Source organism: Bradyrhizobium tunisiense (genome assembly GCF_042263385.1).
Classification (GTDB): domain Bacteria; phylum Pseudomonadota; class Alphaproteobacteria; order Rhizobiales; family Xanthobacteraceae; genus Bradyrhizobium; species Bradyrhizobium tunisiense.
On sequence record NZ_JBHLEV010000004.1, the window covers coordinates 761,921 to 781,162 of the forward strand.

The following is a 19,242-nucleotide window of genomic DNA, read 5'->3' on the forward strand; positions in this document are numbered from 1 at the left end:
ACCGACGAAGCTGGAGCGACAATGCCGCGAGCGTATATCGGCGTCGACGTGGGGACCACGAGCACGCGGGCAGGGGTGTTTGACGAGGCCGGGACGCTGCTTGCGACCGCGCGGCATCCGATCCGGATATGGCACGAGCCCGGCGACATCGTCGAGCAGTCGTCCCAGGACATCTGGGAGGCCTGCGTAACTTCGGTGCGAGCGGCGATGGCGGAAGCCGCCATCGCACCCGATAGCGTCGGCGGCATCGGCTTTGATGCTACCTGCTCTCTGGTCGTCCTCGACAGGCAGGGCGGGGCGCTCACCGTCAGCGCATCCGGCGACAGGCAACGCAATGTCATCGTCTGGATGGATCATCGTGCCATCGCCGAGGCGCGGCTGATCAATGAGACCGAGGATGACGTGTTGCGCTATGTCGGCGGCTCGATCTCGCCCGAGATGCAGATGCCGAAACTGCTATGGCTGAAGCGGCACCTTCGCGGGAGCTTTGACGCCGCTGGCCATTTCTTCGATCTCTCCGATTATTTGAGCTGGCGCGCGACGGGTTCGCTGCAGCGCTCGACCTGCACCGTCACCTGCAAATGGAACTATCTCGCCCATGACGGCGGCGGCTGGAGCGCGCAATTTTTCAAGCGCATCGGCCTGTCGGACTTCGTCAACGAGAAATACGCCCGCATCGGCACCGAGATCGTCGCCCCCGGCACACGGCTCGGCACCGGTCTCACCCGCGCGGCGGCGGCCGAGCTTGGCCTGCCGCCGGGCATACCGGTCGGTGCCTCGTTGATCGACGCCCATGCCGGCGGCATTGGCGCGATCGGCGGACGCGACGGTGTGGGCGGGGCGAGCGATGTCTGCGACCGGCTCGCCTACATCATGGGAACTTCGGCCTGCATCATGGCGACGACCCGCGAGCCGTGCTTCGTGCCCGGCGTGTGGGGGCCTTATTACTCCGGCATGGTCCCGGACTTCTGGCTCAACGAGGGCGGCCAATCGGCGGCAGGTGCGGCGATCGACCATCTCCTCAAGTCGCATCCGGCTCATGCTGAGGCGAGCGCGGCGGCGCGCGGCGAGGGCCTCGACCTCATCGACTTCCTCGAGCGTCGCATCATCGCGCGTGCGGGCAGCGTCAGCCGCGCCGCTCTGCTCGCCCGCGACGTTCATGTGCTTCCTGAATTCATCGGCAACCGCTCGCCCTACGCCGACCCTGATACGCGCGCGGTGATCACGGGGCTCGATCTCGACACCGACATCGCCTCGATGGAGCGGCTGTTCGTCGCCGGCCTGTGCGGGCTCGCCTATGGGCTCGCCGAGGTGATCGAAGCCTTCGCCGCGCATGGCGTGCGCTCCAGCATCATGATCATGGGTGGCGGTGCCAGTCGAAGCCCGCTGGTGCGGCAGATCATGGCGGATACGACGGGTCTCACCGTCGCGCTGCCGCAGACCAGGGAGCCGGTGCTGCTGGGGGCGGCGATGCTGGGGGCGGTGGCCGGCGGCGCGTATGCTTCGATCGGCGAGACCATGGCCAAGATGTCGGCGCTGGGAGGGAAGAGCGAACCGACCGCGCTTGACATGGAGGCGTTTCATACGCGCAAGCGCGAGGTCTACAAGCTGCTGCGCGAAGTCGATCGCGGCAGCCGCGCGGCGATGCGCGACATCGCGAGAGGTTGAAAGACATGCTGATTGCCTGCGGCGATGCGCTGATCGATTGCGTCCCGACGCGAAACGCCGAGGGGCGCGAGGCGGTGATGCCCGCAGTCGGCGGCTCATGCCTGAACGTCGCGATCGGCATGGCGCGGCTCGGCGCGCCGACCGGCTTTGTCGGCGGCATCTCGACCGACCTGTTCGGAGGAATGATCGCCGATCACGCCGCCGCCTCTAACGTCGACCTCAGCCTGGCCACCCGCAGCGACCTTCAGACCACGCTCGCCTTCGTCCGCATCGTCGCGGGCGAGTCGCACTACGCCTTCTACGACGCCGGGACCGCGACGCGAAACTGGGCCTACCGGCGCCGGTCTATTCCCTTCGATACGGTCGAGGCCGTTCATGTCGGCTCGACCACGCTCGTCAACGAGCAGGGAGCCGCCGAGACCAAAGCGCTGATCGCGGATGCGCGCGCATCCTCGACGATCTCCTTCGATCCGAACTGCCGGCCCAATCTGGTCAAGGACAAGCCGGCCTACCTGGCGCGGATGGCCGAGTTCGCGGGCAGCGCCGATCTCGTCAAGATGTCGGACGTGGACTTCGCCTACCTCTTCGGCGAGGAGCGTTACGAGCAGCGAGCGAGTGCGCTACTGCGGCAAGGCGCGAGCCTCGTTGTCATCACCCGCGGCGACAACGGCGCGATCGCATGGCACGTCGGGGCAGGAGCAATCGAGGTCACCTCGCCGCAGGTCGAGGTCGCCGACACCATCGGCGCCGGCGACAGCTTTCAGGCGGCGCTGCTGTTCGCTCTGCACAAGCTGGGACGCATCGCCCGGCCGCGATTGAAGAACATCGGAGCGGACGAGCTCCGCCGCGCACTGTCCTTTGCCGCCAATTGCGCCGGCCTGACCTGCACCCGCCCGGGCGCCGACCCGCCCTGGAGCCGTGAGATCACCTCGCCCTTGTAGCCCGTCACAGCGGCGCGACGACTTTCTCGGCGCATTTGAGGAAAGTTCGGATCAGCGGGCTCTGAGAATCCCGCCGCCAGCAGACCGCGATATCGATGGAATCGGTGGCGTCGCGCAGCGGCCTGAACACGATGCCGCGTGGTGCCCCGAGCTGCGCGCAGGCCGGCAGGATGGCGAGGCCTTCACCGGCCAGGACCAGGCTCATCGCCGAATGCACCGTCTCCACCCGGCTCGCGATCGGCATCACGATTTGATGTCGCCGCAGCAAGGCCGCGACCGCGGAGGAGGCGGGGTCGTGGTCCGGCCATGGCAGCGCGATCAGGGGACGGCCCTGCAACTTCGCCATCGGCACCGCGCCGAGGCGGGCGAGTGGCGAGCGGATCGGCATCGCCAGCATGAACGGTTGGGCGCCGACCCGCGCCACCTGGATTTCAGGGTGATGAATCGCCGGCATGCACAGCGCGATCGTGACGCTGCGGTCGAGCAGCCGCGCCTCGCGCGTCGAGGCACTGAGCTCGGCGAAGTCGAGGTCGACGCCGGGAATCGAGCGGCGCAGCTCGGGGATCAGGCGCGGCAGAACCGCATTGGCCAGCACGAACATGTAGCCGACCGACAGCCGGCCGCGTCGCCCGGATGCAACCGCGCGCGCGGCTTCGGCGCCGTCGGCCGCGAGCGCCAGCGCCTCGCTGGCGCGCGCCAGCAGGGCCTGGCCCGCCTCGGTCAGGTCCATGCCGCGCGTGCCGCGGCGGAACAGAGGCGCGCCGATCTCGGCTTCCAGCTTGCGGATCTGGACGGAAAGGGGCGGCTGCGCCATCCGCAGCACCTCGGCGGCCTTGCCGACGCTGCGCGCCTCGGCGACGGCGACGAAATAGCGGAGCCGGCGAAGATCCATTGGCATACCGAAAACGTATGGGTTGGCGATCAAAATGGTATTGGACGGCAAGTTAACAAAACTGTCATTCTCGCTGTCAATGGCTGGGCCAACGGCGGCCCGCTCCGGAGCGTGAAGTGACGATGAACGGCGATCCCTGCCTGCTGTCCGCAACTGAACTGCGTGGGCTTATCGCCACAAGGAAGATTTCCCCCGTCGAGATCACCCGTGCCGTGCTCGCGCGCGCCGAGGCCCTCCAGCCCGAACTGAACTGCTTCATCACGCTGTGCGGCGACGAGGCGATGGTGCAGGCGCGCGCGGCGGAGCGCAAGGTGATGGCCGGCGAGCCGCTCGGCCTGCTCCACGGCATCCCCGTCACCGTCAAGGACATCGTCAACACCAAGGGCGTCAAGACCACCTTCGGCGCGGTTCCTTACAAGGACAACGTGCCGAATGAGGATGCCGTTGCGGTGGCGCGGCTGCGCAGCGAAGGCGCGATCCTGATCGGCAAGACCACGACGCCGGAATTCGGCAGCAAATGCCTGACGGACTCGCCCTTGTTCGGCCGTACCCGCAATGCGTGGAGCGCAGAGCGCTCCTCGGGTGGCTCCAGTGGCGGCGCGGCTGTTGCAGTTGCCAGCGGCATCGCACCGCTCGCGATCGCCACCGACGGCGGCGGTTCGACGCGGATTCCCTCCGCCTGCAACGGCGTGGTGGGCTTGAAGCAGAGCAACGGCGTGATCCCGCACAGCCAGGCGCTGGACGTGTTCGGCAACCAGACCTATGTCACGCCGACCACCCGCACCGTTGCCGACACTGCGCTGATGATGCAGGCGATCTCAGGCGAGGATCCCAGCGATCCCTGGTCGATCGGCGTTCCTGTGCCGGATTTCGTCGGCACGGTTGCCGCGCGCGGCAATCTGCGCGGACAGCGGATCCTGTACTGCCTGACGCCGCCGGGCCGTCCGGTGTCCGCAGAGGTCGCCATCAGTTTCAAGGCGAGCCTCGACCGGTTGGCAGGGTTAGGGGCCGAGCTCGAGGAATTTTCCGGCGAAGGTTTCGATATCGAGCCGATCTGGCGCGCCATCAACCACACCGTCTGGCGCACGCGCTTTGCCAAACTCGCGACCGAGCACAAGGACGAACTGAGCGAGGCTTTCCTCAAGCAGCTCGCGCTCGCCGCCGAGGTCAGCGGCGCCGACTACCAGGAGGCGATGTTCGCGCGCACCGCGCTGTTCCGCCGGGTGCAATCGCTGCTTGCGCGCGGGCACGTCCTGGCGATGCCGACACTCACGCGGACCGCGCTGCCGATCGAGCAGGATCTATTCGGCAGCATCGAGATCGACGGCAAGCATTTCGACAGCGTCCGCCCGAACTGGTTCCCCTGGACCATGCCGTTCAACATGACCGGCCATCCCGCGGTGAGCCTACCCGCGGGCTTCGGCCGCGACGGCCTGCCGATCGGGCTTCAGCTCGTCGGCCGCTTCCGCGCCGACGCCGAATTGCTGCGCGTCAGCGCACTGTTCGAGGCTTCGACCGACCTTCTGTCCCGCTGGCCGGCTTGAGGAGATGGGCATGCAGCAAAGAGCTTGCCTCGGGGGACCGGACATGTTGATCGTGCTGCAGCCGAGCCCTGAAGCCGAGCGCGCATGAGCGTCTTTGTCCTCCGACGTCTGTTGACCTTGCTGGCGACGCTGGTCGGCGCCTCGCTGATCATTTTTCTGGTGCTCGACGCGCTTCCGGGCAACGCGGCGCAGATGCTGATGGGCGCCGACGCCTCGCCGGACGCGGTCCGCGCGCTCACCGTCAAGCTCGGGCTCGACCAGCCGCTGGCGGTTCGTTATCTGCACTGGATCAAAGGACTTCTCTCCGGCGATCTTGGCAATTCCTATGTCTACGGCACGCCGGTCGCCAGCCTGATCGCGGAGCGGCTGGTGCTGACGTTTCCGCTCGCCATCATGGCCATGACGATCACGGTGACGCTGGCGCTCTCTGCCGGCATCTACACCGCCGCCAACCACAACAAGCTTGGCGACGTCGGTGTGATGTCGCTGACCCAGGTCGGCATCGCGCTGCCGAACTTCTGGTTCGCGATCCTGCTGGTGCTCCTGTTCTCCGTGCGGCTGCAATGGCTCTCGGCGGGCGGCTTTGCCGGTTGGGAGGACGGCATCTGGCTCGGCCTGAAGTCGCTGCTGCTGCCGGCGATCTCGCTCGCGGTGGTGCAGGCCGCGATCCTCGCGCGCGTCACGCGCTCGGCCGTCCTGGAAGTGCTGCGCGAGGACTTCGTTCGCACCGCGCGTGCGAAGGGGCTCGGCAAGCGCGAAGTGCTGTGGGGCCACGTGCTGCGTAACGCCATGATCCCCGTCATGACGGTGATGGGGCTGCAGTTCGCCAATCTGCTGGCCGGCACCATCGTGATCGAGAACGTGTTCTACCTTCCGGGTCTTGGCCGCCTGATCTTCCAGTCGATCGCCAACCGCGACCTCATTGTCGTGCGCAATTGCGTGATGCTGCTCGCGACCATGGTCGTCATCGTCAATTTCGTCGTCGACGTTCTCTATGCCTTCATCGATCCCCGCATCAAGGTTCACGACCTGTGAGCGCGCCCATGACCATTGACGCGCCGATGGCAGCGCGCCGGGTGCCGGCCCGTACGTTCTGGAGCCGCGCGCTGCGCCACCGCAGCTTCGTGATCGGCGGTTCGCTGAGCCTGTTGGTGCTCGCATCCGCGCTGCTCTCGCTGCTGTGGACGCCGTGGTCGCCGTACGAGATCGACATCGCTTCAAAACTTCGGCCGCCTTCGGCAGCGCACTGGCTCGGCACCGATTCCTTCGGTCGCGATATCGTCTCGCTGCTGCTCGCCGGCGCCCGCTCCACCATCATGGTCGGTATCATCGCTGTCAGCATCGGTCTCACCTTTGGCGTCACGCTCGGCCTGATCGCGTCGGCCCGGCGCGGCTGGACCGAAGAGATCATCATGCGCTTCTCCGACTTCACCTTCGCCTTTCCGGCCGTGCTGTCCGCGATCATGCTCGCGGCGGTGGCGGGACCGGGCATGGTGACCTCGATCGTCGCGATCGGCATCTTCCAGATCCCCACGCTGACCCGGCTGACGCGCGGTTCGGCCAACGCGATCTGGGCGCGAGAATTCGTGCTGGCCGCACGGGCGGCGGGCAAGGGCGCCTTCCGCATCACCATCGAGCACGTCTTGCCCAACATCCTGTCGATCCTGATCGTGCAGGTCACCATCCAGTTCGCGCTTGCGATCCTTGCCGAAGCAGCCTTGTCCTATCTCGGCCTCGGCACGCAGCCGCCGCAGCCGTCCTGGGGGCGGATGTTGAACGATGCGCAAACGTTGCTGTTCCAGTCGCCGATGCTCGCGGTCTATCCGGGCGCTGCGATTGCCATCGCCGTGCTCGGTCTCAATCTCCTTGGCGATGGCTTGCGCGACCTGCTCGATCCACGATTGGCACGGGAGCGATGACGATGGGCGAGCGCTCCAACATGCCGCTGATCGAGGTCGCCAATCTCGGCGTGCGCCTCAATACCAGCCGTGGCCCGGCACAAGCCGTGCGCGGCGTCAGCTTCGCCCTGAAGCGTGGCGAGACGCTCGGCCTCGTCGGTGAGTCCGGCTGCGGCAAGTCGGTTACCGCGATGTCCCTGATGGGGCTGCTGCCTGATAGCGCCGTGGTCTCGGGCAGCATCAAGCTCGACGGCAACGAGATCGTGCGATTGCCGGACGCGGAATATTGCCGCCTGCGCGGCAACCGCATCAGCATGATCTTCCAGGAGCCGATGACCGCGCTCAACCCGATGCACACGATCGGGGATCAGGTTGCCGAGCCGCTGCGGCGTCACAAGAGACATTCGGCGGCGCAGGCGCGCAACGAGGCGATCGCCTTGCTCGATCGCGTCGGGCTGCCCGACCCGGCGCGCCGCGTCGATGCCTATCCGCACCAGTTTTCCGGCGGCCAGCGCCAGCGCATCACCATCGCCATGGCGCTCGCCTGCGAGCCTGATTTGCTGATCGCGGACGAGCCGACCACCGCGCTCGACGTCACCATCCAGGGCCAGATCCTCGATCTCATTGCCGACCTCGTCGAGGAGCGCGGCATGTCGATGATCCTGATCTCGCACGATCTCGGCGTCATCGCCGAGAACGTGCAGCGCATGATGGTGATGTATGGCGGCACCGTCGTCGAGAGCGGGCCGACCGACGAGGTGTTCCGGCGGATGGGACATCCCTACACGCAGGGCCTGTTCCGCGCCCGGCCGAAGCTCGGCGCGCGCAAGGGGACGCGGCTGAAGACGATCTCGGGCACGGTGCCGGAGCTCGCCGATCTACCCTCCGGCTGCACCTTCTCCGACCGATGCCCGCTCGTGATCGATCAGTGCCGCGCCGCGCTGCCACCCATGGCCGACGTTGGGCCCGGGCACTTCGTACGTTGCATCAGGACGGATGTCTCGATGGCAGAACGCGTCGGAGCGCTGACCGCATGAGCACCACGCCGCTTCTCGACGTGAAGGATCTCGAACAGCGCTACGCTCTGCCGCGGGAAAGCCTGTTTCGCCCGCCCGGGCAGGTGCGTGCGCTCAATGGCGTGAGCGTGCAGGTTGCCGCGGGCAAGAGCCTCGGCGTCGTCGGCGAATCCGGTTCGGGCAAGTCGACGTTCGCACGGCTGGTGATGGCGCTGGAGCGGCCGACGTCGGGCAAGGTCGCGCTGCTCGGCCGCGATCTCAATCGCATCTCCGCCGACGAGCTGCGTCGTGCCCGCCGCGATTTCCAGATGGTGTTCCAGGACCCTTACGGCTCGCTCGATCCGCGCCAGACTATCGCCCGCATCGTCGCGGAGCCGCTGACGGTGCTTGAGGGAGCCGATCGGACGACGTTCCGTGAACGCGTCGCCGCGGCGCTGCGCCAGGTCGGTTTGCGCGATGCCGACATGGACAAATATCCGCACGAATTCTCCGGCGGCCAGCGCCAGCGCATCGCGCTCGCGCGCGCGCTGATCACCCAGCCCAAGCTGATCGTCGCCGACGAGCCGGTCTCCGCGCTCGACGTCTCCGTGCAGGCGCAGGTGCTGAACCTGATGCAGGACCTCCAGGAGCAATTCGGGCTGAGCTTTATCCTGATCAGCCACGACCTCGCCGTCGTCGACTATCTCTGTGACGAGGTCGCGGTGATGTATCTCGGCCGCATCGTCGAGCAGGGCCGGCCCGAAGATCTGTTCGAGCATTGCGCGCATCCCTACACGCGGGCGCTGCTGGACGCCGTGCCGCGGGCGCGCGCCGGCGGCGGCCGGCGGCGGCGCGGGGCCCAGGCCATCGCCTCGCAAGCGGCGGCGGCGACCGGCTGCGCCTATGTCTCGCGCTGTCCGCTCGCCGACCAGCATTGCCGCGAGGTTCGGCCTGAGTTACGCAAGGTCGGCGAGGGGCACCTTGCCGCCTGCCACAGGGCCGAGGCCGTGATGGCGTTGCCGCAGATGGCCATGGAAAGTTAGTGTCCGGATCAGGATTGGCGTAGGCTTAGAACGGAACAGGGCCGGGGAGTTAGGCATGTTGAGGAAATTGTCGATCGTCGCGTTTGCCGCCGCGCTCATCGCGGCGCCTTTGCCCGTGCTGGCGCAGAGCAAGAAGGACAGCGTCGTCATGGCGATGGCACTGGAGCCTCCGGGGCTCGATCCGACCAACGCGGCCGCTGCCGCGATTGCCGAGGTCACGCTCTACAACATCTACGAGACCCTGACCAAGATCAACGAGGACGGCTCCGTCGCGCCGCTGCTGGCCGAGAGCTGGACCGCATCGCCCGACCTGAAGTCCTATACGTTCAAGCTGCGCAAGGGCGTCAAATTCCACAACGGCGAGCCGTTCGATTCCGCCGCGGTGAAGTTCTCGTTCGAGCGCAACGCCGCGCCGAACAGCACCAACAAGGACAAGAGCCTGTACCAGGCTTTCGAGAAGGTCGAGGCGCCGGACGCCGAGACGGTCGTGATCACCCTGAAATATGGCGAGCCGAACCTGCCGTTCCTGCTGGGGCAGGCGGGCGGCTCGATCGTCGAGCCGAAGAGCGCCGCCACCAACATTACGCAGCCCGTCGGCACCGGGCCCTATCAGCTCGGGACCTGGGCCAAGGGCTCTTCAATCACGCTGACCAAATGGGCCGACTACCGCAACGCCGCCGCGGTCAAGCTGTCCAAGGTGACGATCCGCTTCATCTCGGAGCCGGCGGCGCAGACCGCAGCGCTGCTCTCGGGCGACGTCGATGCGTTTCCGCGCGTCGCCGCACAGCGTGCCATGGCGCAGTTCAAGGCCGATCCGCGCTTCACGGTGCTGGTCGGCGGCTCCAGGGCCAAGACCATCGTCGCGATCAATCACCGCAAGAAGCCGCTCGACGACGTCCGCGTCCGCCGTGCCATTCTCGCCGCGATCGACCGCAAGGCGATGATCGACGGCGCCGTCGACGGTTTCGGCACGCCGATCGGCAGTTTCTACGTGCCGGGCGCGCTCGGCTATGTCGACACCACCGGCATCAACCCCTACGACCCCGAGAAGGCCAAGAAGCTGCTCGCTGAGGCCGGCGTCACCACGCCGCTCGAATTGTCACTGAAGCTGCCGCCGCCGTCCTATGCGCGGCAGGGCGGCGAAATCGCCGCAGCCCAGCTCGCAAAGGTCGGCATCATCGCCAAGATCGAGAACGTCGAATGGGCGCAATGGCTGTCGCAGGTCTTCGCCGGCAATGGCCCGCACAATTTCGATCTCACCATCATCAGCCATGTCGAGCCGTTCGACCTCGTCAAGATCACCGAGGCGGACTACTATCTCGGCTACAACAACGCGGCGTACAACGCGCTCTACAAGCAGATCGTGTCGACGCCTGACGAGGCGGGCCGCGCAAAGCTGCTCGGTGACGCCCAGCGCATGCTCGCGACCGACGCCGTCTCCGCCTACCTGTACCAGCCGCAGCTCATCACCATCACCAACAAGAAGCTGAAGGGCGTCTGGAAGGACGTGCCGCAATACGAGAACGATTTCTCGACGTGGTATTGGGAGTAGGGCAGGGCCAGCACGCGCCCCTCGAAAACAAAAATCTGAAAAACAACCCCATGCACAGTAACCGGGCGTAGTCATTTCAATGACTTGCGTGTTGCCTGCTGCGGGGCTGGCGCGGTGCGCCGCGACGTTGACCCGTCGGGCAAAACACTGGCAACATGGCAACTGGCGGCCTGATGGTTCGGGACGCTCCGTCAGGCGAGGCCGCCGTGAAGAAGCCATCGCGCCGCGATGCCGATATCGCCGCGGCGGCCGTTAAGGCCGAGCCGCCGGCCTCCCTGAAACTCGCCAATGCCGCGATGAGCGATATCGCTCAAGCCCTGTCCAACGGACAGGTCGACGCGACGGCGCTGGCCAAAGCTTATCTCGCGCGCATCGAGGCCTATGATCGCGGTGGGCCCGCACTGAACGCCGTGCGCGCGCTCAATCCCGACGCGCTCGGGATCACGGGGAAGCTCGACGGCGTAAAACCATCGGCCAGGCAGCCGCTGGCCGGAATCCCGATCCTGGTGAAGGACAACATCGCCACCGGCGACGAGCAGCCGACCACGGCGGGCTCGCTGGCGCTGGAGGGCGCGCACGCGAGGGACGACGCGACGATCGTCAAGCTGCTGCGCGATGCCGGCGCGGTGATCCTGGGCAAGGCGAACCTGACGGAATTCTCCAACATGCTCGCGATCGACATGCCCGCGGGCTACTCCTCGTTGGGCGGTCAGGTAAAAAATCCCTACGCGCCGGCGTTGATGGACGATCGCGGCTTCCCGCTCGTGCTGCCGGGTGGCTCAAGTGCGGGGTCGGCGGTCGCCGTGGCGGCCGGCCTGTGCGCCGCTTCGATCGGCACCGAGACCTCGGGCTCGCTGCTGTACCCTGCCAGCCAGAATGGCCTCGTCACCATCAAGCCGACGGTCGGACTCGTCAGCCGCGCCGGCATCGTGCCGATCGCGCACAGCCAGGACACCGCGGGGCCGATGACGCGTACGGTGCGCGACGCGGCCATGCTGCTGAACGTGCTGGCGGTCGAAGACCCGCTCGACCCAGCGACGGAGTTGCAGCGGCGGCCGGCCGATTACACCGCCGATCTCACGCGCGATGCGATGAAGGGCGCACGCATCGGTGTGCCGAGCGACCCGGCCGACCCGCTGAACGATCCCTTTTACGGCAAGCTGTCGCCGAGGTCGGCCAAGGTGATCGCTGACGCGATCACGGTGCTGGAAGATCTGGGAGCCGTCATCGTGCGCGCCGCCATGCCGCCGGCTGGCTGGATCGGCGGGCCGGGGACGACCATGGCCGTGCTGAACCGCAATCCGCTGAGCCGCCACAAGGGCACTGTCGCGAGGCCGCCGGTGGTCTTCCTCTACGAGCTGAAGCGCGATCTCGACCTCTACCTCAGGGATTGGGCGACCGACACCGACATCAGGAGCATTGCCGACATCGTCGCCTTCAACGCGGCGCATGCGGAGAAGGCGCTACGCTTTGGCCAGGACCACTTCCTGGCCGCGAACATGACCAGGGGCGATTTGAGCGAGCGCGAATACAAGTCGGCGCGTGCCATGGATTTGCTCTCCGCCAGGACGCGCGGCATGGACGCCTACATGAACCGGCACAAGCTTGACGCCGTGCTATTCCCCGGCAGTGAAGGATGCGGGATCGCTGCAAAGGCAGGCTACCCCAGCGTCATGGTGCCGGCCGGCTTCATCTCGGGAGCAGACGACAAGGACACGCCCGACTACCCGCTCGGGATCACCTTCGCAGGCCGGGCCTGGAGCGAACACAAGCTGCTGCGTCTGGCTTACGCCTATGAGCAGGCCTCCGACATGCGCCAAACGCCCCCGGATCTGGCGGGCGTCTAGATCATACTCGCCGGGCTGCGCCAAGGACATGTACGAGCAAAGGGAAAGCGGACATGCGCGCCTGCTCGAGGAAGGTCGTCTGTTGGACCCGAAGCGGACGTTCCGTCGCGTTGCTACCAAGTTTAGACCACTGATGATGCATTAGAGCGTCCAGGCGCGACGGCAACCTGCAAAGTCGCGGAGCTAAATCGTTCAATAAGGAAGTCGAGAAACACCCGAACCTTAGGCAAACGGTGACGTCCAGCCAGGTAAAGAGCCGACAGCGGTACGGCTTCGGCGTGATGAGTTTCCGTAAGTAACGGTACGAGCAAGCCACCGCGGATCGAGTCGCCGACGACCAGATCGCTAAGCCGAACGATCCCGGCACCATCAAGCGCCAATCTGAGCGCAGCCTCGGCGTTATCGGTCACCACTCGTGGTTTAATTTCGATCTCCTCTATCTTTCCATGGTTCCGGAATGCCCATCGGTAGGGAGTTTGAAACGCCATCACTATGCAACTATGTCTGGCGAGATCGGCTGGAGTTTGCGGCACGCCGTAGCGGGCGAGGTATGCTGGCGATGCGCACAATAGTCGCGTAACATCCGCGAGCTTTCGCGCCGTCAAAGCCGTCTCCGCCACCGGACCAGCGCGGATCGTCATGTCCGCGTGCTCTGAGACCAGATCGACGACGCGATCAGTCAATGCAAGCTCGACGTCGATCTCCGGGTAGCGCGTCAGGAAGTCGGGCATTGCCGGTGCCAACTGATGAATTCCGAACCCAATGCTGGTGTTGATACGCAGATGCCCCCGCGGCGCGGCGCGCAACGTCGCGACTTGCGCTTCGGCTTCTTGGATATCGGCAAGAATCTGGCGCGCGCGAGCGAAATAAATGTCACCTTCAGGCGTGAGCGCCAGCCGCCGGGTCGTTCGATGAAGGAGGCGCACGCCAAGCCGATCCTCCAACCGCGTGACAAGCTTGGAAACGGCTGAAGGGGTCAGCCCGAGCGCTGTGGCAGCGTTTCCAAAGCTTTGGCGCTCGACAACTTGGACGAACGCCCGCATCTCGTCGGGGCTACTCATATTCGATCCAAAAATTCATCAATCTATTTCCTGATATCAGGATTATCATTGTTTGAGCGTGGAATACAGTCCCCTCATGACGAAGAACGGAGGGCACGGTGGCCCGGTCAACGAAAGTTCGACGTCGCCAGAATTGAGCGATCGATCTCGACTCCATTGCGATGAGTGTCGCCCTTCGGGGATAGTGGTTCTCAATCATTCGGCCCGTCTTGGGTATGTTTCCTGCCGGCAGAAGACAAAGCGATGCGCTCGAGAACCGCGATGCGCACGTGCATCTTGAAACAACAGGGTCAGCAAAAAGGGAGCGCTTCATGAAAGTCAGCGGCGCGTGCCACTGTGGCTACATAGCTTTTGAAGCGGAGGTCGATCCTGCCAAGGTGCTGATCTGTCACTGTACCGATTGCCAGACGTTGTCTGGCGCGGCCTTCCGTACGGTCGTGGCGACGAAAGAAGGGAGCTTCAAATTGCTGTCGGGCGCGTTGAAAGTTTACGTCAAGACCGGGGAGAGCGGAAACAAGCGAGAGCAGACGTTCTGTCCTGATTGCGGTACACCAATCTATTCGGCGCCGATCGGCGAAGGCGCAAAAGTCCTAAGCTTGCGCGTCGGCGCCATCAAACAGCGCGACCAATTGATTCCGGCTGATCAGTTTTGGTTTCGCTCGGCGCAAAAGTGGCTGAGTACCTTGCCGACAATAAAGAAGATGGATACGCAACCTGTGTTCGGCCCGCGAGGCGGCTTTGATCGTTAGAGCACGACAAGGCGCCACTCAATCGGCGCTGTTTGACCACAGCAGACATCGACGACTTGTCCCCCAGGGTTCCTTCGGCTTAATTAGGTGCACCGCTGGAGGGGGCCCGGACCGTGGAGGTCAAGTCATGAACCGACCGTCGGCTATCAACGCTACCGATGCGCTCGGCACCTATATTTTGGCGAAGGATACTAACCGTCCGCAATTGATGAAAGATGCATTCGCATCGGACTGCGAATTGAAAATGACTGTAAAGACGGATGCCATATCGTTTCCAAGCTCAGCGAAGGGATTAGATGAAGTCACTCAAGTTCTGGTGACAAGCTTCGGAGACCAATACCAGAATGTGCGTACGTTTTGTCTCTCGCGACCAAGTGCAGACTACCTTCCGCACTTCCAATGCGATTGGCTCGTTGGAATGTCTGCAAGGCAGGGAGGTGCCATTCGCGTGGGATGCGGACGATACAATTGGCATTTTAGTTCGGGCGACGATAGGCGCGTGAGCAAGCTCGCGATCGACATCGAAGTTATGTGCGTACTTCCTGCCGAGACCTCGGAGCCGATCATGCGTTGGCTTGGGGCGTTGCCATATCCTTGGTGTTCAAATCAGCAAGCCTATCGCGCCATTCCCGCCATTGACGCCCTGCGACCTATAAAAAGCTTCCTGGGATCATCGGCGTAGCCACAGGCGCTGCCTTAGGTTTCCGCAACTGGCCCTTTTCGTTGAGTCCCGACGGCATTATGAATCCCGGAAAAATCTTCTAGAAAGTCGCAGTCAAAATGCTTCTTATGCAATTGGGACCTGCGCGGCTGCAGCTTCCAAAGTCCGCTTTGGCCGGAGGGGTTACGGAGCGGTCCATTTGACCGTTGACCCTTGGCCATTCGAAGGCGGAGTCTTTCCGACGGACAATTAAACTGCGGAGCAGGATTCATGAACGACACCTCCTCGCAATTATTCTATTTCTACAATCGTCATCCCATCTCGCACGATATTATCGTCGCCAAACTGCGAACAAGCCGCGGGCATCTCGACAATTTGCGCCCGGAGGACCTGTATGCGTACGACCAGGACCATTATGGCGGCCTCAGCGCCACGGACGAACTGGCGCGACAGGCGCAGATCGGTCCCGGAACGACCGTCGTCGACTTTTGCGCCGGTCTTGGCGGGACGGTACGCTATCTCGCTCACAAATACGGAGCTGACGTCACCGGCGTTGAGTTGACGCCCGTTCGCGCTGCAGGCGCGCAAGAACTGACCAGGCTGGTCGGCCTTCAGGGGACGGCGCGGATCATTGAGGGCAACGTGATGGACGTCCAACTGGCCGATGCGAGTGCCGATGCGGTTGTCAGCCAGGAATCATTCTGTCACGTCCCGAATGTAGGAAGGGCACTGGCGGAAGCCAGGCGCATTCTAAACGCAGGCGGCCGATTGGCTTTTACAGATTGGGTCGCCAATCAGCCGCTTGCAGCCGCGGACGCGCAGCTGATGTGGGACGGCATGGCAATTCAGCCGCTCCGTTCGATTCCGGACTATCAGCGCTTGGTCGAGGACGTTGGCTTGAAGGTGCTCTCTGTCACTGACTTGACTGAGGAATGGCAACCGATCCTCAAAGAGCGGCTCGCGATGTACCAACGGCTGCGCGAGGAAGCGAAGCAGTCCGGAACTCCAGAGGGACACGACGCATTTCACGAATCTTACATTCGATTCGTCGACCTCATTCAACAGCGCAAGCTCGGCGGCGTCCGAATTGTAGCAAACAAGTAGGCGGCAACGCTCCGTGCGTGTCATCGGGTGATCAAATAGCCAGTCGCTTGCTACAAGACCAATTGGCTGCGCCCCTATGGCGCGATGCGTATCGCGCAACTTAAAAAGTCAACGTCGCTATGGAGGAGCTTGATGGCCAAGGGTTATTGGGTCGCATTTGCGGACGTGTCTGATCCGGAGGGTTACAAAGCCTACATTGCCGAGAACGCAAGGGCATTCCGCAAGTACGGCGGCCGCTTTCTCACACGAGGAGGCAAATCGGAAACGCCGGAGGGCCAGACGCGTTCGCGGACAGTCGTGATTGAATTTCCCGATTATGCTGCCGCAGTCGAATGCTACCGCTCGCCGGAGTATGCGAAGGCCATGGCGCTCAGACAGGGCAAATCGCTTATGGATCTGGCTATAGTCGAAGGCTACGACGGTCCGCAGCCTACGGATTGAACGTATTGATATCTGCTGTTGGGCCCTTTGCGGACATTCGCTGATACACTGTCGACATCCGCTTTGGTCCCGATGCAGGCTTCCCCCGAAGCTGAAGGCAGCCGCGGGAAAGGACATTGAACGTTTGGAACCCTCGTGCGTTAATCGGCGGATGACCGCTGGATGCACCATCCGGCGTGACGATGCGGTCGCGGAGTTCGGTTCTTGCTCAAGCTTTACAGGTGGCCGTCCGACGACTGGCGGAGTATCGGCGCAGAAATGCCCTCGGAGATCATCTGGGCCGATCTGCTGAATGCGACCGACGAGGAGAAGCGGTTCGTCGAGCGGTTGCTCGGGATACGTATCCCATCCGAGGAGTCGCTCAGCGAAATCGAGGCGTCGAGCCGTCTGATCTCCGACCAGGGCATCCTGTATCTCAGCTCTCCGGCGGTGCGGCTCGACGAGGAGAACGAGGCCGAGATCACGCCGGTGGGCTTCGTCATCGGCCCGCACGTGCTGGTCACGGTGCGTTTTGCCGAGCTGCCGATCCTCGATGACATCGGTAAACGCATCGGCTCGGACGACAGCCTGGAGAACGGCATGTGCGTGTTCACCAGCCTGCTCGAAGCCATGATCGACCGCGGCGCCGATGTTCTGGAGCATCTCGGCGGCAAGGTCGACAAGCTGTCGCGGGGAGTTTTCAGGGGCGGGCTCGTACGCAGCCAGCGGCCGGTGCGCTCCAGCCGCAGGATGCGCGAGGCGCTGGAGAACATCGGCGAGCTTGCCGATCGGCTCGCGAAGGCGCGCGACGTTCTGCTCGGGGTCGGGCGCGTCGCCTCATTCGCCGGCGATGTCGGCAGTGAATGGATCACGGCCGCGTCGAAGAAGCGGCTCGAGGCCGTGTCGAAGGACGTCGCTTCGCTCGGCGACTACGAGACGCGACTGTCCGACAAGATCCAGCTTCTGCTCGACGCCGTGCTCGGCTTCATCAACATCCAGCAGAACGAGCTGTTCAAGATACTGACGATCGTCTCGGTCGTTGGTGTACCGCCAACGATCCTGGTTGGCATCTGGGGCATGAATTTCAAGCACATGCCCGAGCTGGACTGGACGTTCGGTTATCCGCTGGCCTGGCTTGCCGTCATTGCCAGCGGCCTGCTGCCGCTGATCTGGTTCAAGCGGCGCGGCTGGTTCGATTGAGAGGCGGCGCACCGTTCGGAAACGATGCGCCGCTGCTCGATCATGCTGCCTCGGCCTGGACATTGCCGATCCAGTCGCGGGCCAGCGTGACGTCGGCTTGCGACAATTGATGGCCCGCCGGCAGGATCCTGTGGCTCACGCGCGCGCCAGCCTGTGACAGCAGCGCCGCGAGCCGTGCCGAATTGCCGGCCGGCACGATCGGATCGCTTTGCCCGGACAACAGCAGCACGGGCTTGCCCGCAAGATCGGCGGGTGGCGGATCCGATAGCGGCACCATGGCGCGCAGCAGGATCGCGCCGGCAAGCACGTCCGGCTTCAGTAACAACAGCGCGGCCGCGATGTTGGCCCCGTTGGAGAAGCCGACCGCAACCGGTGCGGCGATGCCGTATTGCTCTCGCGCATCCGCGATGAAGTCGCCGAGCTCATGCGCGCGCCGGCGCAAATCCTCTTCGTCGAACACGCCTTCGGCGAGCCGGCGGAAGAAGCGCGGCATGCCGTGCTCGAGCACGCGGCCGCGCGGCGACAGCAGGGCGGAGCCGGGCGAGATCATCTTGCCGAGCCCGAGCAGGTCGGTCTCGTCACCGCCGGTGCCGTGCAGCAGCAGGAGCGGAGGGGAGCCCGCGCGGGTCGCGGGCTCGAAGCGATGGATGAATGCAGTGTCGGTCATGACGCGGTCTCTTCCAGATTCGGCAGCACGTCCTCGATCTGCTTGCGGTGCTGCTCGAGGAACGCAGGCAGCTTCAGGTCACGTCCCAGCGTCGCGACGGGCTCGTCGACGGCGAAGCCGGGGATGTCGGTCGCGATCTCGAACAGCACGCCGCCGGGCTCGCGGAAGTAGATCGAGCGGAAGTAGTTGCGGTCCCGCTGCTCGGTCGGGTGCAGGCCGTGATTGCTCACGAGCTTTTGCGCCATCCGCCCTTGCTCGGCATCGTCAGCCGCGCGGAAGGCGATGTGATGCACCGAGCCGCCGCCCTGATGGCCGCGCAGAAAGCCCTTGGCCTCGTAGATATCGACGACGCTGCCCTCGACGTCGCCAGGCGCCTTGAAGCGGATCACCGAGCCTTCGCGGCCGGCTTCCTTGAAGCCGAACACGTCGGTGAGAACGGCGGCCGTCTTTGCCGCGCTGTCGAGCAGCAAGGTCACGCCGTGGAAGCCGCGGATCGCATGCTCGGCCGGCACGTCGCCATTGCTCCAGCCGGGCTCGTTCTCGGCGCCGGGGATGCCCACCAGCGCGAGCGCCATGCCGTCGGGATCGGTGAACGGCAGCACGGATTCGCCGAAGCGCTTCTCGAGCGCCTCGTAGGCAATCCCCTTCTCGGTTAAGCGCTGGGTCCAGTAGCCGAGCGAGCGCTGCGGCACGCGGAAGGCGGTCTGATGGGTCTCGCCGACGCCGCGGCGTCCGGGCGACACGCCGGCCCAGGGAAAGAAGGTCAGGATGGTGCCGGGCCGGCCGGTCTCGTCGCCGTAATAGAAGTGATAGGTGCCGGGATCGTCGAAATTGACCGTCTTCTTGACGAAGCGCAGCCCGAGATCCCTCGTGTAGAAGCCGAAATTGCGGATGGGGTCGCCGGCAATCGCGGTCACATGGTGCAGTCCAGACATTGTCGTCCTCCAAACTTCGGGGAGCCGTCTTGCTCTGGACGGAAATATTGTTCCGCTTGGGATTG

Annotated in this window: 18 protein-coding genes; 14 read left to right on the forward strand and 4 right to left on the reverse strand. The window is 64.5% G+C overall.

Translation table 11 applies throughout. The features are described from left to right. Positions 1-21 precede the first annotated feature (21 nt). Positions 22-1,668 (forward strand): FGGY-family carbohydrate kinase, encoded by a 1,647-nt coding sequence (locus ACFDR6_RS22295; RefSeq protein WP_375859496.1) that lies wholly within the window; start codon positions 22-24, stop codon positions 1,666-1,668. Between the two features lie 5 nt (positions 1,669-1,673). Next, positions 1,674-2,609, forward strand: coding sequence for a carbohydrate kinase family protein (locus ACFDR6_RS22300; protein WP_375859497.1), 936 nt, complete (start codon positions 1,674-1,676; stop codon positions 2,607-2,609). A 4-nt stretch (positions 2,610-2,613) separates the two neighbouring features. On the opposite strand, the gene ACFDR6_RS22305 is transcribed toward ACFDR6_RS22300, so the two are convergent. Then, positions 2,614-3,501: a LysR family transcriptional regulator gene (locus ACFDR6_RS22305; protein WP_212092420.1), complete on the reverse strand. Its 888-nt coding sequence runs from the start codon at positions 3,499-3,501 to the stop codon at positions 2,614-2,616. A 122-nt stretch (positions 3,502-3,623) separates the two neighbouring features. Here ACFDR6_RS22305 and ACFDR6_RS22310 point away from each other — a divergent pair, with 122 nt between their 5' ends. From ACFDR6_RS22310 to ACFDR6_RS22340, 7 genes are all read left to right on the forward strand, one after another. Further along, positions 3,624-5,045: an amidase gene (locus ACFDR6_RS22310; protein WP_212092499.1), complete on the forward strand. Its 1,422-nt coding sequence runs from the start codon at positions 3,624-3,626 to the stop codon at positions 5,043-5,045. A gap of 84 nt (positions 5,046-5,129) precedes the next feature. Further along, complete coding sequence (locus ACFDR6_RS22315; RefSeq protein WP_317240258.1) at positions 5,130-6,080, forward strand: ABC transporter permease; 951 nt, start codon at positions 5,130-5,132, stop codon at positions 6,078-6,080. Beyond that, positions 6,077-6,964, forward strand: a complete 888-nt coding sequence (locus ACFDR6_RS22320; protein WP_317240257.1) for an ABC transporter permease — start codon at positions 6,077-6,079, stop codon at positions 6,962-6,964. Before ACFDR6_RS22315 ends, ACFDR6_RS22320 begins: the two co-directional genes overlap by 4 nt. Before the next feature lie 2 nt (positions 6,965-6,966). Continuing rightward, positions 6,967-7,980: an ABC transporter ATP-binding protein gene (locus ACFDR6_RS22325; RefSeq protein ID WP_375859498.1), complete on the forward strand. Its 1,014-nt coding sequence runs from the start codon at positions 6,967-6,969 to the stop codon at positions 7,978-7,980. Beyond that, positions 7,977-8,981, forward strand: a complete 1,005-nt coding sequence (locus tag ACFDR6_RS22330; RefSeq protein WP_375859499.1) for an ABC transporter ATP-binding protein — start codon at positions 7,977-7,979, stop codon at positions 8,979-8,981. The genes ACFDR6_RS22325 and ACFDR6_RS22330 overlap by 4 nt, the downstream gene beginning before the upstream one ends. Positions 8,982-9,036: 55 nt before the next feature. Beyond that, entirely contained in the window at positions 9,037-10,533 is a 1,497-nt protein-coding gene (locus ACFDR6_RS22335) for an ABC transporter substrate-binding protein (RefSeq protein ID WP_212092425.1), read from the forward strand. Between the two features lie 206 nt (positions 10,534-10,739). Then, complete coding sequence (locus ACFDR6_RS22340) at positions 10,740-12,380, forward strand: amidase family protein (RefSeq protein ID WP_375859500.1); 1,641 nt, start codon at positions 10,740-10,742, stop codon at positions 12,378-12,380. A gap of 122 nt (positions 12,381-12,502) precedes the next feature. Here ACFDR6_RS22340 and ACFDR6_RS22345 read toward each other — a convergent pair whose 3' ends face one another. Then, positions 12,503-13,441, reverse strand: a complete 939-nt coding sequence (locus ACFDR6_RS22345) for a LysR family transcriptional regulator (RefSeq protein WP_375859501.1) — start codon at positions 13,439-13,441, stop codon at positions 12,503-12,505. 311 nt (positions 13,442-13,752) lie between these two features. Between ACFDR6_RS22345 and ACFDR6_RS22350 the strand changes: the two genes are divergently transcribed. From ACFDR6_RS22350 to ACFDR6_RS22370, 5 genes are all read left to right on the forward strand, one after another. Next, positions 13,753-14,190: a GFA family protein gene (locus ACFDR6_RS22350; protein ID WP_375859502.1), complete on the forward strand. Its 438-nt coding sequence runs from the start codon at positions 13,753-13,755 to the stop codon at positions 14,188-14,190. A gap of 127 nt (positions 14,191-14,317) precedes the next feature. Continuing rightward, complete coding sequence (locus ACFDR6_RS22355; protein ID WP_375859503.1) at positions 14,318-14,872, forward strand: hypothetical protein; 555 nt, start codon at positions 14,318-14,320, stop codon at positions 14,870-14,872. Between the two features lie 249 nt (positions 14,873-15,121). After that, positions 15,122-15,955 (forward strand): SAM-dependent methyltransferase, encoded by an 834-nt coding sequence (locus ACFDR6_RS22360; protein ID WP_212092429.1) that lies wholly within the window; start codon positions 15,122-15,124, stop codon positions 15,953-15,955. A 132-nt stretch (positions 15,956-16,087) separates the two neighbouring features. Continuing rightward, positions 16,088-16,396 carry a DUF1330 domain-containing protein gene (locus ACFDR6_RS22365; RefSeq protein WP_212092430.1) on the forward strand — a complete coding sequence of 103 codons (309 nt, stop codon included), beginning with the start codon at positions 16,088-16,090 and terminating at the stop codon, positions 16,394-16,396. Between the two features lie 204 nt (positions 16,397-16,600). Next, positions 16,601-17,575, forward strand: a complete 975-nt coding sequence (locus tag ACFDR6_RS22370) for a magnesium transporter CorA family protein (protein WP_375859504.1) — start codon at positions 16,601-16,603, stop codon at positions 17,573-17,575. 40 nt (positions 17,576-17,615) lie between these two features. On the opposite strand, the gene ACFDR6_RS22375 is transcribed toward ACFDR6_RS22370, so the two are convergent. Together ACFDR6_RS22375 and ACFDR6_RS22380 are read right to left on the reverse strand one after the other, a co-directional pair. Next, on the reverse strand, positions 17,616-18,242 hold the full coding sequence (locus ACFDR6_RS22375) for an alpha/beta hydrolase (RefSeq protein WP_375859505.1): 627 nt from the start codon (positions 18,240-18,242) through the stop codon (positions 17,616-17,618). Beyond that, complete coding sequence (locus ACFDR6_RS22380) at positions 18,239-19,177, reverse strand: ring-cleaving dioxygenase (protein WP_375859506.1); 939 nt, start codon at positions 19,175-19,177, stop codon at positions 18,239-18,241. The genes ACFDR6_RS22375 and ACFDR6_RS22380 overlap by 4 nt, the downstream gene beginning before the upstream one ends. Positions 19,178-19,242: the final 65 nt, after the last annotated feature.

What these genes read in the sequence shown, in the direction of transcription:
- ACFDR6_RS22295 (WP_375859496.1), top strand. Translation starts at nt 22, where the DNA reads ATGCCGCGAGCGTATATCGGCGTCGACGTGGGGACCACGAGCACGCGG.
- ACFDR6_RS22300 (WP_375859497.1), top strand. Translation starts at nt 1,674, where the DNA reads ATGCTGATTGCCTGCGGCGATGCGCTGATCGATTGCGTCCCGACGCGA.
- ACFDR6_RS22305 (WP_212092420.1), bottom strand. Translation starts at nt 3,501, where the DNA reads ATGGATCTTCGCCGGCTCCGCTATTTCGTCGCCGTCGCCGAGGCGCGC.
- ACFDR6_RS22310 (WP_212092499.1), top strand. Translation starts at nt 3,624, where the DNA reads ATGAACGGCGATCCCTGCCTGCTGTCCGCAACTGAACTGCGTGGGCTT.
- ACFDR6_RS22315 (WP_317240258.1), top strand. Translation starts at nt 5,130, where the DNA reads ATGAGCGTCTTTGTCCTCCGACGTCTGTTGACCTTGCTGGCGACGCTG.
- ACFDR6_RS22325 (WP_375859498.1), top strand. Translation starts at nt 6,967, where the DNA reads ATGGGCGAGCGCTCCAACATGCCGCTGATCGAGGTCGCCAATCTCGGC.
- ACFDR6_RS22330 (WP_375859499.1), top strand. Translation starts at nt 7,977, where the DNA reads ATGAGCACCACGCCGCTTCTCGACGTGAAGGATCTCGAACAGCGCTAC.
- ACFDR6_RS22335 (WP_212092425.1), top strand. Translation starts at nt 9,037, where the DNA reads ATGTTGAGGAAATTGTCGATCGTCGCGTTTGCCGCCGCGCTCATCGCG.
- ACFDR6_RS22345 (WP_375859501.1), bottom strand. Translation starts at nt 13,441, where the DNA reads ATGAGTAGCCCCGACGAGATGCGGGCGTTCGTCCAAGTTGTCGAGCGC.
- ACFDR6_RS22350 (WP_375859502.1), top strand. Translation starts at nt 13,753, where the DNA reads ATGAAAGTCAGCGGCGCGTGCCACTGTGGCTACATAGCTTTTGAAGCG.
- ACFDR6_RS22355 (WP_375859503.1), top strand. Translation starts at nt 14,318, where the DNA reads ATGAACCGACCGTCGGCTATCAACGCTACCGATGCGCTCGGCACCTAT.
- ACFDR6_RS22360 (WP_212092429.1), top strand. Translation starts at nt 15,122, where the DNA reads ATGAACGACACCTCCTCGCAATTATTCTATTTCTACAATCGTCATCCC.
- ACFDR6_RS22365 (WP_212092430.1), top strand. Translation starts at nt 16,088, where the DNA reads ATGGCCAAGGGTTATTGGGTCGCATTTGCGGACGTGTCTGATCCGGAG.
- ACFDR6_RS22375 (WP_375859505.1), bottom strand. Translation starts at nt 18,242, where the DNA reads ATGACCGACACTGCATTCATCCATCGCTTCGAGCCCGCGACCCGCGCG.
- ACFDR6_RS22380 (WP_375859506.1), bottom strand. Translation starts at nt 19,177, where the DNA reads ATGTCTGGACTGCACCATGTGACCGCGATTGCCGGCGACCCCATCCGC.